The sequence below is a fragment of the Actinoplanes sp. NPDC020271 genome (assembly GCF_044388125.1).
Classification (GTDB): Bacteria; Actinomycetota; Actinomycetes; order Mycobacteriales; family Micromonosporaceae; genus Actinoplanes.
In genome coordinates this window covers 366,863-381,502 of sequence record NZ_JBIRWQ010000006.1, presented here as the reverse complement: position 1 = coordinate 381,502, position 14,640 = coordinate 366,863, and the positions used below count along the sequence as shown (strand labels likewise).

General features: G+C 68.5%; 10 protein-coding genes. All 10 read right to left on the bottom strand.

What is annotated here, in order from left to right:
- Window positions 1-58: 58 nt before the first annotated feature.
- Window positions 59-529, bottom strand: coding sequence for a hypothetical protein (locus tag ACH442_RS16845; protein ID WP_396338917.1), 471 nt, complete (start codon window positions 527-529; stop codon window positions 59-61).
- Window positions 529-2,970, bottom strand: a complete 2,442-nt coding sequence (locus tag ACH442_RS16840; RefSeq protein ID WP_396338916.1) for a molybdopterin oxidoreductase family protein — start codon at window positions 2,968-2,970, stop codon at window positions 529-531. Before ACH442_RS16840 ends, ACH442_RS16845 begins: the two co-directional genes overlap by 1 nt.
- Before the next feature lie 569 nt (window positions 2,971-3,539).
- Window positions 3,540-4,016 (bottom strand): hemerythrin domain-containing protein, encoded by a 477-nt coding sequence (locus ACH442_RS16835; RefSeq protein ID WP_396338915.1) that lies wholly within the window; start codon window positions 4,014-4,016, stop codon window positions 3,540-3,542.
- On the bottom strand, window positions 4,009-5,181 hold the full coding sequence (locus ACH442_RS16830; RefSeq protein WP_396339018.1) for an MFS transporter: 1,173 nt from the start codon (window positions 5,179-5,181) through the stop codon (window positions 4,009-4,011). The genes ACH442_RS16835 and ACH442_RS16830 overlap by 8 nt, the downstream gene beginning before the upstream one ends.
- A 306-nt stretch (window positions 5,182-5,487) precedes the next feature.
- Window positions 5,488-6,147, bottom strand: a complete 660-nt coding sequence (locus ACH442_RS16825; protein ID WP_396339017.1) for a molybdopterin-binding protein — start codon at window positions 6,145-6,147, stop codon at window positions 5,488-5,490.
- A 69-nt stretch (window positions 6,148-6,216) separates the two neighbouring features.
- Window positions 6,217-6,549: a cupin domain-containing protein gene (locus ACH442_RS16820; protein WP_396338914.1), complete on the bottom strand. Its 333-nt coding sequence runs from the start codon at window positions 6,547-6,549 to the stop codon at window positions 6,217-6,219.
- Between the two features lie 37 nt (window positions 6,550-6,586).
- Window positions 6,587-7,309, bottom strand: coding sequence for a respiratory nitrate reductase subunit gamma (narI, locus tag ACH442_RS16815; protein ID WP_396338913.1), 723 nt, complete (start codon window positions 7,307-7,309; stop codon window positions 6,587-6,589).
- Window positions 7,306-7,929, bottom strand: a complete 624-nt coding sequence (gene narJ, locus ACH442_RS16810) for a nitrate reductase molybdenum cofactor assembly chaperone (protein WP_396338912.1) — start codon at window positions 7,927-7,929, stop codon at window positions 7,306-7,308. The genes narI and narJ overlap by 4 nt, the downstream gene beginning before the upstream one ends.
- Window positions 7,926-9,623, bottom strand: coding sequence for a nitrate reductase subunit beta (gene narH / locus ACH442_RS16805; protein ID WP_396338911.1), 1,698 nt, complete (start codon window positions 9,621-9,623; stop codon window positions 7,926-7,928). Before narH ends, narJ begins: the two co-directional genes overlap by 4 nt.
- Window positions 9,623-13,333 carry a nitrate reductase subunit alpha gene (locus tag ACH442_RS16800; RefSeq protein ID WP_396338910.1) on the bottom strand — a complete coding sequence of 1,237 codons (3,711 nt, stop codon included), beginning with the start codon at window positions 13,331-13,333 and terminating at the stop codon, window positions 9,623-9,625. The genes narH and ACH442_RS16800 overlap by 1 nt, the downstream gene beginning before the upstream one ends.
- Between the last annotated feature and the right edge of the window lie 1,307 nt (window positions 13,334-14,640).

Genomic DNA, 14,640 nt, shown 5'->3' with positions numbered 1-14,640 from the left:
GATGCCCCAGGTGCAGAGCCTTTTCCACGGAGGCGACCAGCACCGCGATGATCGGGCATCAGCCGGCGACGATCAGCGGCTGCGGAGCAGCGGCTTTCAACCGGGTGTTGAGCCAGGCCAGCTGCCGGGAGTTCTGTCCGGAGGCGTGCTCGCACAGCTCGATCAGTTCGACGTCGCGCAGCCCTTGGGCTGCCTGGCGGACGACGGTCCAGGTCGTCTGGGCCAGGGTGCCGAGCACGTGCAGATCCTGCAGGTCGCGCAACAGGCCGACCGGGCCGGAACGGACCTCGGCCAGGCCGTCAGCGTGCAGCCGCTCCGGCTCGTCGACGCCACCACCACGCCGGCGTTCGCCGTACCGTTCGACGATGGGCGTCAGCCGGCGGACGTGCTCGTCGCTCATTTTGGCCAGCGCTTCGCAGGTGAACAGCACGTCCGGGTGCTTCGCGTGGCCCTCGCCGACGGTTCGCAGCGAGTCGGCGAAGGTCTGTTCGCCTCGGTGCGCCAGGCCCAGATAGACAACCAGGTACATCAGCGGCCTCCCGCCACGGCAGGATCGTTCGGGTATGCCGGAGTCGGCGCGGGCCGGCTGATCGTCGGCGCTCCCCCGCCGGTCGGCGGCACTGCGGCGTCCCGGGCCGGGGCGGAGGCCGCAGTGGTCGGCGCCGGCGCTGGCGCCCCGCCGTCGCGGATCTTGCGGACCCGGCAGGCGGCGGTCTTGAAGTAGGGCTGCTTGGACACCGGATCCCAGACCGTCATGGTCAGCTCGTTCGCCTGCCGGCCGATCTCCCCCGGCAGCCCCGGCGTGCCGTAGTGGAACGGCGCGAACACCGCCCCGGGCATCACCCGCCCGATCCGGGCCGGCGCCTCGATCGCGCCGCGCGGTGACTCCACCCGCACCACATCGCCCTCGGCGACGCCGAGCTCGTCGGCGTCGGCCGGGGACAACTCGACCCACATGTCCGGCGCCGCCTCCCGCAGCGAGCGGGACCGGCCGGTCTTGGTCCGGGTGTGGAACTGGTAGACGGTCCGGCCGGTGGTGTACAGCAGCGGATACTCCTCGCTGACCGGTTCGTGGGCCGGCGTGTACTCGGCCCCTTTGAGGAATGCCCGCCCGCCGGGGCGCAGCGCCCGGTGCTCCTGTTCGGTGACGGTGCCACCGGTCAGCAGGTCGTGGCCGTAGGTTTCGCAGGTCTCGGTCGCGCTGGGAAACACCGCATCGGCGTAGAGCCGGTCCGTGCCGTCGGGTGCGGCCTCGTTGACCGGCCAGGGGATGCCGGTCGGCCCGCGCAGCTTGTCGAAGGTCAGGCCGGTGTAGTCGCACGGGCGGCCGCGGGTCGCTGCCCGCCACGCGTCGAACGCCTGCTCCGGTGTCCGCCAGGTGATCAGCGGGTCACCGTCGCGGTCACGGAAGTCCATCGCGTCCGCGTAGGCCAGGAAGATGTCCAGGTCGCTGCGCGCTTCGCCGGGCGGGTCGACGGCCTTGCCGGACAGGTGCACGGTCCGGTTGACGTTGGTGAACGTACCCTCCTTCTCGCCCCAGCCGGCCGCCGGCAGCACCACGTCGGCGAGCCGGGCCGTCTCGGTCAGGAACAGGTCCTGGACCACCACGAAACACTGGTCACCGGCGAGGATGCGCCGGACCCGGGCGGATTCCGGCATGGAGACCGCCGGGTTGGTCGCGGAGATCCACAGGAACCCGATCGAGCCCTCCTCGGCGTAACTGAGGATCTGCATCGCGTGGGTCGGTGGCGCCCAGTGCGGGATCACCAGCTCGTCGACGTTCCACAGGTCGGCGAGCTGCCGGACGTGCTCGGGGTTGTCCCAGTTGCGGAAGCCGGGCAGGTCGCCGTCGGCGCCGCACTCCCGGTTGTTCTGCGCGGTCGGCTGGCCGTTCATCTGCAGGATCCCGGAGCCCGGCCGGCCGATCAGCCCGCGCAGCAGATGCAGGTTGTTCACTGCCACTGCCGCCGCGGTCGCCTGATGCGACTGGTAGAAACCCTGCAGCACGGTGGAGAGCACGTTGCGGCTCTCCCCGAAGATCCGCGCCGCGCGGCGCAAATCGTCCGGGTCGACACCGCAGATGTCGGCGACCCGCTCCGGGGTGTACGACGCAACGATCGTGCGCAGGTCCTCGACGCCGAGGGTGTGCGCGCCCACCCACTGCTCGTCGACCCAGCCGTGCTCGAACAGTTCCCGGGTCAGACCGTTCATCAGGGCCAGGTTGGTGCCGACCCGGGGAGCGAGGTGCACGCCGCCGGTGCGTTCGGCCTCCTCGGCGACCTTGGTGCGCCGCGGGTCGACACACACCAGCACCGGCGGATCATCCGCGCGGGTCCGATCCAGGATCCGGGTCCAGAGCACCGTCTGTGTTTCGGCCATGTTGTGCCCGTACAGGAAGATCGCGTCGCAGTGCTCGATGTCGGTGTAGGAGCCCGGTTGCCCGTCGGCGCCGAACGACTCCTTCAAGGCGGCCGCCGCGGTGGCCGTACACAATCGGGTGTTGCCGTCCATGTGCGGGGTGCCGATGCCGGCCTTGCCGAGCACGGCGAGGGTGTAGTACTCCTCGACGAACAACTGGCCGCTGGTGTAGAAGCCGTGCGACAGCGGTCCCTTCTCGGCCAGCAGCCGCTGCGAGACCTCGACGATCCGGCCCATCGCCGTATCCCAGTCGCATTCCACCAGCACACCGCCGTCGCGAACCATCGGACGGGTCAGCCGGTCCGCGGCGTGCGCCCAGGCGGTACTGCCGTAGAGCCCCTTGGGCCCGAGCCGGCCGTGATTGACCACGTCGCCGGCCCGGCCACGGATGCCTACCATCCGGCCGTCCTTGACCGCGATGTCACAGCCACAACCGTTGCTGCACAGCAGGCAGGCACTGGGAACCCACCTGTCGACCTGATCCTCGCTCAACCCGTCGGCCAGGTGCAGATCCACCCGCGCCGGCCACACCGTGCCCCGGGGATGCGGCATGCCCGGGCCCCAGATATCTGCGATTCGGTCCGCCACATCACCCTCCCGGCCAGCTGTTGTCCGAGCCCTCCTACCACCCGATCAACGACGCTAAACCCTTCTACGGCCGAGAAGGCATGCAAAGTTTGCATAGAGCAACCTTTGCATGGCCGAAAGTCGGCAGGACGCCGGCTCAGGCGAATACCCAGCGTGACCGGCGGACGCCGCAGGGCATTGCTGAAGACTGCTGGCGAGCCATGACCCCGGTCGAGCCGGCCGCCGGTTACCAGCCGGTCCGATGCATCGGCGGCGTCAGCGTCGACCCGCCTGGTAGCTGCAGTTCCAGCCAGGAGCCGTCCGCCAGCCAGCGCCAGTTGCGCACCAGGCGGCCCTCCGCCAGACCGGCCCATCAGGCAGATCACGCCGGAGCAAACGGTCCGACACTGCCCGATTGCCTCGATCACTTCGCTGGACTCGGTGCACTCAAACCGAACCAACAGGACTGGGGGACCCTGCGGCGCCAGACACCGACTGACGCGACTCGAGGAGGACAGCCATCCGCGAATAGGTGGCTGGTTCAGCTTGTGCCGCTAATGGACTTCCGCGGGTGGCACGCGGATGCCAACCCGGGCCCGGACGGCGTCGACACGATCCCAGCCGTCGCCGTCGAGCGTGGTCAGCGCGGCGGGGAACACTCCGTCCTGTTCCTTGAGGATGTGCACACGCAGTTCGTGCAGGACTTCGATCAGCGCGTCGGGCCATGCCGGGTCGGCCGGTGTTGCGGTGGCCGCGGCGTTGAGGACCTGTTCGACGTGCCGGTGCTCGGCGCGCAGGATGGCGACCTGTTCGGGGAAGTCCTCGGTCATCAGCGGGAACAGGCCTTCTTCTTCGACGACGGTGTGCGGGGCCAGGATCTCGGCGATCCGGCGGGCTTGCGCCGCCATAGCGTCGATGTCACCGGCTGCGTGCGCGGCGCGAACCGCGCCGATCAGGCCGACGACCTCGTCGTGTTCGCGGGTGAGGTCACCGATCGCTGTGACCTCCTGGCAACCGCAGTACTCACACATGAGCGGCCTTTCCCTTGTTCGTGGTGTTACGGCCGACGGAGACCACGTCCAGCAGCAGCGCGGCGGAGGAGACGATCGCGAGCAGGACCAGGCCGAGCGCGTACGACTCGAAGTGTCCGTAGATGGAACCCATGACCAGTGGCGGCACGAAGCCGCCGAGCCCGCCGGCGGCACCGACGACGCCGGTGACCGACCCGACCTGGTTGGCCGGTGCGACCTGGGCGACGAGGGCGAAGGTGGCGCCGCTGCCGGCGCCGAGGGCGGCGGCCATGCCCAGGAACGCGATGGTGCCGACCGGGGCGAGACCGGGGGTGAAGGCCTGTACCACGGCACCGGCGACCACGACGATCAGCGATGCGGCCAGGACGCGGCTCGGGGCGATCTTGTCGGACAGCCATCCGCCGACCGGTCGCATCACCACGGCGAGCAGAACGAAGCCGGCCATGCGGTTCGCGGCGTCGGCCTGGGTGAGCCCGTAGGCGGTTTTGAGGTAGGCGGGCAGGTAGACGGAGAACGCCACGTAGCCGCCGAACGCGACCGCGTACAGGGCGGAGGCCTGCCAGGTGATGCGCAGTCGCAGGGTGGCGGCGAGCCGTGCGGTCAGTGGCGCCGACGGTACCGGCCGGTTCGGGGCGTCGCGCAGCAGCAGCCAGGAGCCGATCGCGTAGGCAGCGAGCACGGTGGCGGTCAGCAGGAAGGGGGTGGCGGTGTCGCCGGCGTCGACGAGTCTGACGGTGGTGAGGGCGCTGATCGCGGTGCCGCCCATGCCTGCGCCGAAGACGCCGACGGCGAAGCCGCGGCGGTGCGGCGGGAACCAGGCGTTGACGAACGGCACGCCCACAGCGAACGTGGTGCCGCCGATGCCGAGGAAGAATCCGCCGATCAGCAAAGCGGCCAGCGAGTCGTGGCCGAACAGGCCCAGGTACAGCACCGGCACGATGGTCGCCAGGGAGACCAGGGGGAACATGATGCGGCCACCGAACCGGTCGGTGAGTGCCCCGACGGGAATCCGGCCCACTGAGCCCACCACGACCGGTACGGCGACCAGTAGCGCCTGCTGGAACGAGCTCAGGCCGAGCGCGGCGGTGAATCGTACGGCGAGGGGGCTCAGCAGCGCCCATGCCCAGAAGTTGACCGCGAATCCGATCGTGGCCACGGCCAGCATCAGGCCGGCCCGGCCGGAGGTGTCAGACTCCCGCACGCTGCGGGGCGACGCAGTGCTCATGACAAGTCTCCGCTGTTGATCGTCGGTGAAACGGCTCGCATCTCATGATTGCTGTTGTCACCTGGTTGCGGGGGCGGTGTCCGCGATAGCGGGTGCCTTACCCGACCAGCATGCTGGACCGCAAGTCTGCGCTGGTAGGGACTTTGTACCCGGCGGTGCGGGACACATGCGGGTCACGCGCAGCTCAGCTGTAGCCGCGCCTATCGGCTGGTATGCCCAGCCGCCAACCGTCAGACAGCGGTCGGCTCAGCTGTTCAGCGTCAGTAGTTCGACGGGCTCGTGATCCCAGCCGGGCGGTATCACGGCGAGAGCGTCGGCGTGCGCTGCCGGACCGAGGTAGCCGGGATGGGCGCCGTTGATGACGTGTGCCTGCTGTTGCTGCAGGTGTATCGGCACGAGCCTGGTGGCGTGCGGCGCCGCGTGTGTTGTGCCGTGAAGCTGCGCGGTCGGCAGGTCCGGCAGGTCGCGCCCGTTGAGGCCGGCGAGCAGTGGTTGCAGAACCGTGACGGCGGCGACGAGGGCGGCGAACGGGTTGCCGGGAACGCCGACAAGCCGGTGCTGGCGGCGCTGGGCGAGGAGTTGCGGATGGCCGGGGCGGCAGGCGACCCCGTCGACGTGCACTCTCGCGCCGGCCTCGGCGACAGTGTGGCGCAGTCCGTCGGCCGGTCCGACCGAGGACGATCCGCACACCACCGTGATGTCGTAACGGTCAAGTGCTTCGCTAACCGCGGTGGTCAGTGCTTCCGCCGGCTGGTCACTGACCCGGCTGCTGTCGACGGTGACATTCCAACTCGTCAGGAGCGCGGCGAGAACGGGACTGATCGCGTCACGGACCTTGCTGTGCGGCGGCACACCGCTGGCGACGATCTCGTCACCGGTGACCCTCGTGCCATGACAATGCCGGATTCGCGTGCCCTGAACAGGCAGACGTCGTGGTGGAGGATTCGTCGAGACGCCGTTCCCGCGTGCCGGCGCTCACCCGATCTTGGCGACGCTGAGCAGCACGACAGCATCTTGCAGAGCCTGCAGGCTGTGGCGGGCATCGGGCACGACGATCATCTCACCCGCGGTGGCCTCGCAAGTATCGTCGCCGGCGGTCATCCGGACCGTCCCGTGCAACACGTGCACGGTGGCCTCACCCGGGTTCTCGTGCTCGTCGAGCTGCTGGCCACCGGCCAGAGCGATGAGCGTTTGCCGCAGTGTGCTGGCATGGCCGCCGTGCACGGTGTGCGCGCTGCGGCCGCTGGAAGCAGCGCGGGCGGCGGCCAGCTGTTGCTCGGCGAGTGCGGTCAACGACGTTTTCTGCATGGTGTTCTCCCGGCACATCGGTGGAATTCCCGGCTGCTCACTGCACGCGTTCCCAGCCGGGACGCGGTGCCCGGCTGCCGAGCCGCGCATCGCGGCTGCGGTAGACGATGTAGGGGCGGGTGAGGTAGCCCAGCGGCGCCGAGAAGACGTGCACGAGCCGGCTGAACGGCCAGAACGCGAACAGGGTGAAGGCGGCCAGGGCATGTAACCGGAACCCGATCGGTGCGGACTCGATCAGGCCGGTGTCGGGCTGCAGGTAGAAGATCGACCGGAACCAGGGTGAGACGGTCAACCGGTAGTCGTGCGGATGCCCGGTCAGGTTGCCGAGCACAGTAGTGCCCAGGCCGAGCAGGATGGTGCCGATCAATAGCACATACATGATCTTGTCGTTGACTGTGGTGGCGGAAAAGACCGGTCCGACCGTACGGCGGCGGTAGATCAGGATGGCCGCGCCGGCGAGGGTGCAGAATCCGGCAACGGTGCCGAGGCCGACCGCGACCGCGTGGTAGGCGGTCTCGCTGATCCCGACGGCGTCCGTCCAGGACTCCGGGATGAGCAGGCCGCCGATGTGGCCGACGGCGACCAGCAGGATGCCGAAGTGGAACATCGGGCTGCCGATGCGCAGCAGCCGGCGTTCGTAGAGCTGGGACGAGCGGGTGGTCCAGCCGAACTTGTCGTACCGGTAGCGCCAGACGTGCCCGCCGACGAAGATCGCCAGGCACAGGTACGGCACGACGACGAACAGCAGGGTGCCGGTCATCGCGGGACTCCTTCCGGACGGGGCATGGCGAACGGCGTGAGCCCGACCTGTTCGGCCGGTGGCCCCTGGGCGGCGAGTCTGGCGACCGCGGTGCGCTGGTCGCCGACCAGTGGCGGCAGGGTCGCCGAGATCGAGTCGAGGACGGCGGCCCACGGTGACGTGGCGTCGTGCAGCGCCAGCCGCAACAACTCCAGCCCAGCCCGGTGCGCGACGAGCAGGTCGAGGCCGGTCTCGGGGTCGATGGCGGCATACTCAAGGACGACCGCTAGGTGGTCGGGCAGTTCCTCGTCGGTCAGCTCCAGACCGGCCGCCGTGTAGGCCTGCTTGAGGCTGAGCAACGCCATGCCACGGTTGCGCGTGTCACCGTGCGCGTAGTAGGTCAGAAACAGACAGCAGCGTTTGCGGTGGTCGAACGTGGCCACGTAGTCGGCGGCCAATGCGCCGGGCGCGACGGCGGTCAGGTCGTCGAGGAACCGCAGCAGCGGCCCACCGACCGGCTCCGGCAGGCTCGCAGCGGCTTGCCGCAGCAGACCGGTCCGCTCATACAGGCTCTCGTCCGGATAGCCGATCAGCAGCGACTGAACCTGCCAGGCCCGGGCCAGCATCACAGGGTCGGTCATGGCTTCGGCTCCACCTGCGCGTTCGGGTCGCCGCCGGCGTCGTCGGTGCGCCGGGGCGGGAACAACCCGGCAGGCCGTCCCTTGCCGTCCCAGTTGAGCAGGTTCACCCGGGCCGCCTTGTCGGCCGGGTCGGTCAGCGCGCCGCTGGTCTGCCGTTCGCGCAGCATGTGGAAGTTCTCCACCGCGATCGGCGTCGGCGCGCCGGACATCTCGCCGAACGGGCCCGAGCCGCCCATCCCCGGGCCGCCCTCGTAGTCGAGGCTGCACTCGGTGGCCAGTTCCTCCAGGCCGTGTGCCTGTTCGGCGTGTGCGGGCGGGATGACGTACCGCTCCTCGTACTTGGCCAGAGCCAGCAGCCGGTACATGTCGTAGATCTGTTCGCCGCTCAGACCGACCGCGGCAGGGATCGTCTCGTCGGTGTCGCGCCCGAGGTTGATGTCGCGCATGTAGGAGCGCATCGCCGCCAGCTTGCGCAGCACCGCGTCCACCGGTCGCGGGTCCCCGGCGGTGAACAACTGGGCGAGGTAGTCGACCGGGATGCGCAGCGCGTCGATCGCGGCGAACAGATTCCCGCGGTCCTCGGCGTCGTAGCCGGTGTCGCGCACGACGTCGACCACCGGGGACAGCGGCGGGATGTACCAGACCATCGGCATGGTCCGGTACTCCGGATGCAGCGGCAGCGCCACCTGGTACTTGTTGATGAGCGCGTAGACCGGGGAGCGCTGGGCCGCCTCGATCCAGTCCCGTGGGATCCCGGCCCGTTCCGCCTCGGCGACCACCGCCGGGTCGGCCGGGTCCAGGAAGACGCGCCGCTGAGCTTCGTACAGGTCATGGTCGTTCGTGGTCGAAGCCGCCTGCAGGACCCGATCCGCGTCGTAGAGCATCAGACCGATGTAGCGCAACCGGCCCACGCACGTCTCCGAGCAGACGGTCGGGATGCCGACCTCGATCCGGGGGAAGCAGAACGTGCACTTCTCGGCCTTGCCGGTGCGGTGGTTGAAGTACACCTTCTTGTACGGGCAACCGGACACGCACATCCGCCAGCCCCGGCACCGGTCCTGATCGACCAGGACGATGCCGTCCTCCTCGCGCTTGTAGATCGCCCCGGACGGGCAGGACGCGGCACACGACGGGTTCAGGCAGTGCTCGCAGATCCGCGGCAGGTAGAACATGAACGTCTGCTCGAACTCGAACTTCACCTTGTCGGCGATGCCCTTGAGCAGTACGTCCTTGTCCCCGTGATCAGGTGATCCGCCGAGGTTGTCGTCCCAGTTCGCCGACCACGAGATCTTCATGTCCTCGCCGGTCAGCAGGGACTTCGGACGGGCCACCGGGGTGTGCTCCTGCAGTGGTGCGTTCGTCAACGTCTCGTAGTCGTACGTCCAAGGCTCGTAATAGTCCTGAATGGCGGGCAGTTTCGGGTTGGAGAAGATGCTGAACAGCTTCTTGATCCGGCCGCCGCCCTTGAGGGTGAGCCGGCCACGACGGTTCAGCGTCCAGCCGCCCTTCCACTGCTCCTGGTCCTCGTAACGGCGGGGATAGCCCTGTCCGGGGCGGGTCTCGACGTTGTTGAACCAGACGTACTCGACGCCGGAGCGGTTGGTCCACGCCTGCTTGCACGTGACCGAGCAGGTGTGACAGCCGATGCACTTGTCGAGGTTCATCACCATCGCCATCTGCGCCATGACTCGCATCAGTACTCGACCTCCTGCGAACGCCTGCGGATCACGGTCACCTCGTCGCGCTGGTTGCCGGTCGGGCCCAGGTAGTTGAACGCGAACGACAGCTGCGCGTACCCGCCGATCAGGTGACTGGGCTTGATCAGCAGCCGGGTCAGCGAGTTGTGGATGCCGCCGCGCCGCCCGTTGGTCTCGGTGCGCGGCACATCGATCAACCGGTCCTGGGCGTGGTGCATGTAAACCGTGCCCTCCGGCATACGGTGCGAGACGACCGCGCGGGCCACGACCACGCCGTTCCGGTTGACCGCCTCGATCCAGTCGTTGTCGTGCACCCCGATCTTGGCGGCGTCCTCCTTCGACATCCAGATCAGCTGCCCACCCCGCGAGAGCGAGAGCATGAACAGGTTGTCCTGGTACTCCGAGTGGATCGACCACTTGTTGTGCGGCGTCAGATACCGCACCGTGATCCCCAGCTCGCCCTTGTCGCCGACCGCGGGCTCACCGAAGAGCGCGTGCATGTTCAGCGGCGGCCGGTAGGTGGGCAGCCACTCCCCCAGCTCGGCCATCCAGTCGTGATCGAGGAAGAACGTCTGCCGCCCGGTCAACGTGTGCCACGGCTTGAGCCGCTCCACGTTGATCACGAACGGTGAGTAGCGCCGCCCGCCCGACTCCGACCCCGACCACTCCGGGCTGGTGATCACCGGGACCGGCCGCGACTGCGTGTCGGCGAACGTGATCTGCTTGCCCTCATGCTCCGCGGCCAGATCGGCCAGTTTCACCCCGGTGCGCTTCTCCACCTGATGAAAGCCCTGCGTGGCCAGGCGCCCGTTGGTGGTGCCGGACAGCGCCAGGATCGCCTCACACGCCTGCACGTCCCGGGCGATCGACGGCCGCCCGTTCGGCGCCACGCCGTTCTTGTGCCGCAGGTACTCCAGCTCCGGGCCGACCTCGAACGTCACCCCCTTCGTGGTCGCGCCGAGAGTGTCCAGCAGCGGGCCCAGCGACGCCATCTTCTCGGCGATCGCCGTGTAATCCCGCTCGACGGTCACCAGCTTCGGCATGGTCTTTCCGGGGATCGGCTCGCACTCGCCGGCTTTCCAATCAAGGACGCGGCCGTACGGGTTGGCCATCTCATCCGGCGTGTCGTGCAACAGTGGCGCCGCGACCACGTCCGTGCGTACGCCCAAATGGTCTTTGGCCAGAGCACTGAACGCCTTCGCGATCGTCATGAACGCGTCCCAGTCCGTCCTGGTCTGCCAGGGCGGGGCGATGGCCGGGTTGAACGAGTGCACGAACGGGTGCATGTCGGTGGTGTTCAGATCGTGCTTCTCGTACCAGGTGGCAGCAGGCAGCACGACGTCGGAGTACACCGTCGTCGACGTCATCCGGAAGTCCAGCGTCAGCAGCAGGTCGAGTTTGCCCGTCGGCGCCTGATCATGCCAGGTCACGTCCTTCGGCCGGGCGTCGGGCGCGGCCTCGGTGGCGCGCACGCCGTGGTCGGTGCCGAGCAGATGCCGCAGGAAGTACTCGTTGCCCTTCGCGGACGAGCCGAGCAAGTTCGCCCGCCAGATCGTCAGCACCCGCGGGAAGTTCTCCGGCGCGTCCGGGTCCTCGCACGCGAACCGCAGATCCCCGGACTTCAGCTGGTCGACCACGTGATCGGCAACCGGTTTCCCGGCCGTCTTCGCGTCCTCCACCAGGTCGAGCGGGTTGCGGTTGAAGTGCGGCACCGACGGCATCCAGCCCATCCGCGCCGACTGGGCGATCAGGTCGGCGGTGCTACGTCCGGCAAAGGTGCCGCCGCCGGGGCTGGCGTTGAGCGTGGCGGCCGAGAACGGGTCGTAGCGGTACTGGTCGGTGTGCAGGTACCAGTACGCCGTCTGGATCATCTGCCGGCCGGGCCGCGCCCAGTCCGACGCCGTGCCCAGCACGCTGTAGCCGGTGATCGGGCGAACCTTCTCCTGCCCGACGTAATGCGCCCAGCCACCGCCGTTGACGCCCTGGCAGCCGGTCAGCGTGGTCAGCGTCAGGAACGCCCGGTAGATCGTGTCCGAATGGAACCAATGGTTCGTGCCCGCGCCCATGATGATCATCGAGCGGCCGCGGGTCTCGGCGGCATTGCGGGCGAACTCGCGGGCGATCCGCGCGGCCGCCGGCCCGGGCACACCGGTGATCGTCTCCTGCCAGGCCGGGGTGTACGCCTCGGCGGCGTCGTCATAGCCGGTCGGCCAGGTGCCCGGCAGCCCCTCGCGGACCACCCCGTACTGCGCGAGCAGCAGGTCGTAGACCGTGGTGACCAGGTGATCGCCGATCCGCCGCACGGGCACGCCCCGGCGCATCGGCGCGGCCGTGCCGTCCCCGGTGTCGAACCGCGGCAGCACCACCGTGACCGCGGGCTCCGTGCCGCCCTCGGCCGACAGCAGCGGCTGAACCTCGCCCAGATCGAGGTTCCACTTCCCGGCGCCCGCGTCGCCGTACCGGTGTCCCAGCGAGCCGTTCGGGACCACCGGCATGCCGTCGCTGTCGAGCAGCACGGTCTTGAACGCCGCGTTCTCGGCATCAGCCAGGGCGCCCGGCAGCTGCGCCGCGGTGAGCATCTTGCCCGGCCGATATGAACCATCCCCAGCGTCGTCCAGCGTCACCAGGAACGGCAGATCGGTGTACTTCGACACGTACTCGGCGAAGTACGGCTCCTGGCGGCCGGCGAAGAACTCCTTCAGCACGACGTGACCCATCGCCATGGCCAAGGCGCCGTCCGTACCCGGGGCCGGGGCCAGCCACTCGTCGGCGAACTTCACGTTGTCGGCATAGTCCGGAGCGACCGCGATCACCTTCTGCCCGCGATAACGCGCCTCAGCCATCCAATGCGCGTCCGGCGTGCGCGTCACCGGCAGATTCGAACCCCACATGATCAGATAGCCGGCGTCCCACCAATCGCCCGACTCCGGCACGTCGGTCTGGTCGCCGAACACCTGCGGGGACGCCACCGGCAGATCGGCGTACCAGTCATAGAACGACAGCATCGCGCCGCCGAGCAGGTTGTAGAACCGGGCGCCGGACGCGTGCGACACCATCGACATCGCCGGAATCGGCGAGAAGCCCGCGAGGCGGTCCGGCCCCCACTTCTTGATCGTGTGCACGTGCGCGGCCGCGATCATCTCGACCGCCTCGTCCCACCCCGCCCGGACCAGACCACCCTTACCCCGCACCGACTTGTACTTCTTAGCCTTCACCGGGTCGCCAGTGATCTCCGCCCAGGCCGCCACCGGATCGCCGAGACGCTTGCGGGCCTCCCGGAACATCTCCAGCAGAACCCCCCGGACGTACGGATATCGCACCCGCGTGGGTGAATACGTGTACCAGGAGAACGCCGCCCCGCGGGGGCAGCCCCGCGGCTCGTACTCCGGGCGGTCCGGCCCGACACTCGGATAGTCGGTCTGCTGAGCCTCCCAGGTGATGATGCCGTCCTTGACATACACCTTCCACGAGCACGACCCGGTGCAGTTCACCCCATGCGTCGACCGCACCACCTTGTCGTGCGACCACCGGTCCCGGTAGAAGACGTCCGCCTGCCGGCCACCGATCTGGTACAGCGCCCGCCGGTCCGGCGAGACCCGCCCCTTGGTGAAGAACCGTCTCGTCCCGACGAGAGCTTGGGTGAGCGGATCGTCGAGTCCGGCGGTTTCAGTCCCGGTGGCTGACGATGCGCGCGGTGTGCTGACCATGTCCCATCCCCCGGCCCGTAGAGGCCGTTATCGACGTCCCTGGCGATCTTCACACTAGCGATATCCGGGGCCACATGCAGCGTTTGCTCACTGCAAACATCTCGTTCGATAGCGACAGAGACACACGCCCTCAAGTCGGCAGGAGGTGATCGGCAAGCTGTGACCAGGGCATACATGACAGCTGCCGTCGTGTCGCGGGCAGCACGATCGGCATCGTAGCGATGCTGAAGTCAGGACTTCCCTGAATCCGGATGGGCCGATGCTCGTTGAACCGCAGGTGGACGCAACACGATGACAGAAAGGCTTCAGCTGGTGATGAAGAGCCATGTCATCCGCGCGAATCGTGGCCCGCTGCCGCCGATCATGACCTTAGCGGGAGGCGACTACGACGCCGGCCAGGTTGATGAGAACGGTGCGCTGCGGATGACGGTCGAGTCGATTGCATGGTCGCGGCCCCAGCAGCGCGCGGATGGCGCCTGGTTCTGGGTGCGGGGCAGGGAACTAAATCCTGACGGTCTAGAGGTCTCGGTACGGGTTGTTCTGGTTCATAGCTGTCAGCTACCGACACATCCACCGAACAGCCGACCGTAGTTCTGCTTGCTCGACATCCTGCATAACCGCCCCCCTGCCGAGGCTAGGTTTCTCGGCAGGTCGACTGGCGCAGCTTCGCGGGGCCTTGGTCAGCAGACAGGAGACGTACATCTGCGAGACGCCGACCGGCTTGGCGATCCCGGCCCGGCGGGGCGAGGTAGCAGCGCAGGCCGGGCCGGCCCGCCCATGCTTGGCCCGGACACGATGTGCTGTTCCACCGAGGTCACCGGCAGCAGATTTTAGTCAACTTGCCGCCCACCACCGCCAAGGACGGCGTCGCCGCCATCCGCATCAGTGCGGACGACAACTCCACCTCTGCGCGCATTAGGTGCATCGGGGGGTGGAGAGCAACGATTCGGTGTCCAGGGGAGGCCGGACCACAGTTGCCCGCACGGCTCGCCCGATCCACGCGGGCACGGTGCAGGGCACCGGCCTCTGGCTCCACATCGTCCAGGGCCTGGCATACGCCGACCACGTCGGCATCCACCATAGACCGAGACCGGCGAGCGGATCGCCGTCCGGTCTCAACCTGGGCGTCGGACCCACGATCGACGACCGAGCAAGCCGCGTCGCTCTGCGCGCAAGCCGAAGACGTGGCGGTTTGCCTCGCTCGTCATGCCGCAGGTCCGAAGGTCGCCGCGGTGACGTGCTCGGCTTTCCTCTCACCAGACGAGCAGACGACAGTCGATCAAAACCCACACCGGCCGGAGTGCTGA

Excerpts from the sequence above, each read along its gene's own strand:
- ACH442_RS16840 (WP_396338916.1), bottom strand. The coding sequence starts at position 2,970 with ATGCCGCATCCCCGGGGCACGGTGTGGCCGGCGCGGGTGGATCTGCAC.
- ACH442_RS16830 (WP_396339018.1), bottom strand. The coding sequence starts at position 5,181 with ATGCTGGCCGTGGCCACGATCGGATTCGCGGTCAACTTCTGGGCATGG.
- narH (WP_396338911.1), bottom strand. The coding sequence starts at position 9,623 with ATGCGAGTCATGGCGCAGATGGCGATGGTGATGAACCTCGACAAGTGC.
- ACH442_RS16835 (WP_396338915.1), bottom strand. The coding sequence starts at position 4,016 with ATGTGTGAGTACTGCGGTTGCCAGGAGGTCACAGCGATCGGTGACCTC.
- narI (WP_396338913.1), bottom strand. The coding sequence starts at position 7,309 with ATGACCGGCACCCTGCTGTTCGTCGTCGTGCCGTACCTGTGCCTGGCG.
- ACH442_RS16820 (WP_396338914.1), bottom strand. The coding sequence starts at position 6,549 with ATGCAGAAAACGTCGTTGACCGCACTCGCCGAGCAACAGCTGGCCGCC.
- ACH442_RS16845 (WP_396338917.1), bottom strand. The coding sequence starts at position 529 with ATGTACCTGGTTGTCTATCTGGGCCTGGCGCACCGAGGCGAACAGACC.
- narJ (WP_396338912.1), bottom strand. The coding sequence starts at position 7,929 with ATGACCGACCCTGTGATGCTGGCCCGGGCCTGGCAGGTTCAGTCGCTG.
- ACH442_RS16800 (WP_396338910.1), bottom strand. The coding sequence starts at position 13,333 with ATGGTCAGCACACCGCGCGCATCGTCAGCCACCGGGACTGAAACCGCC.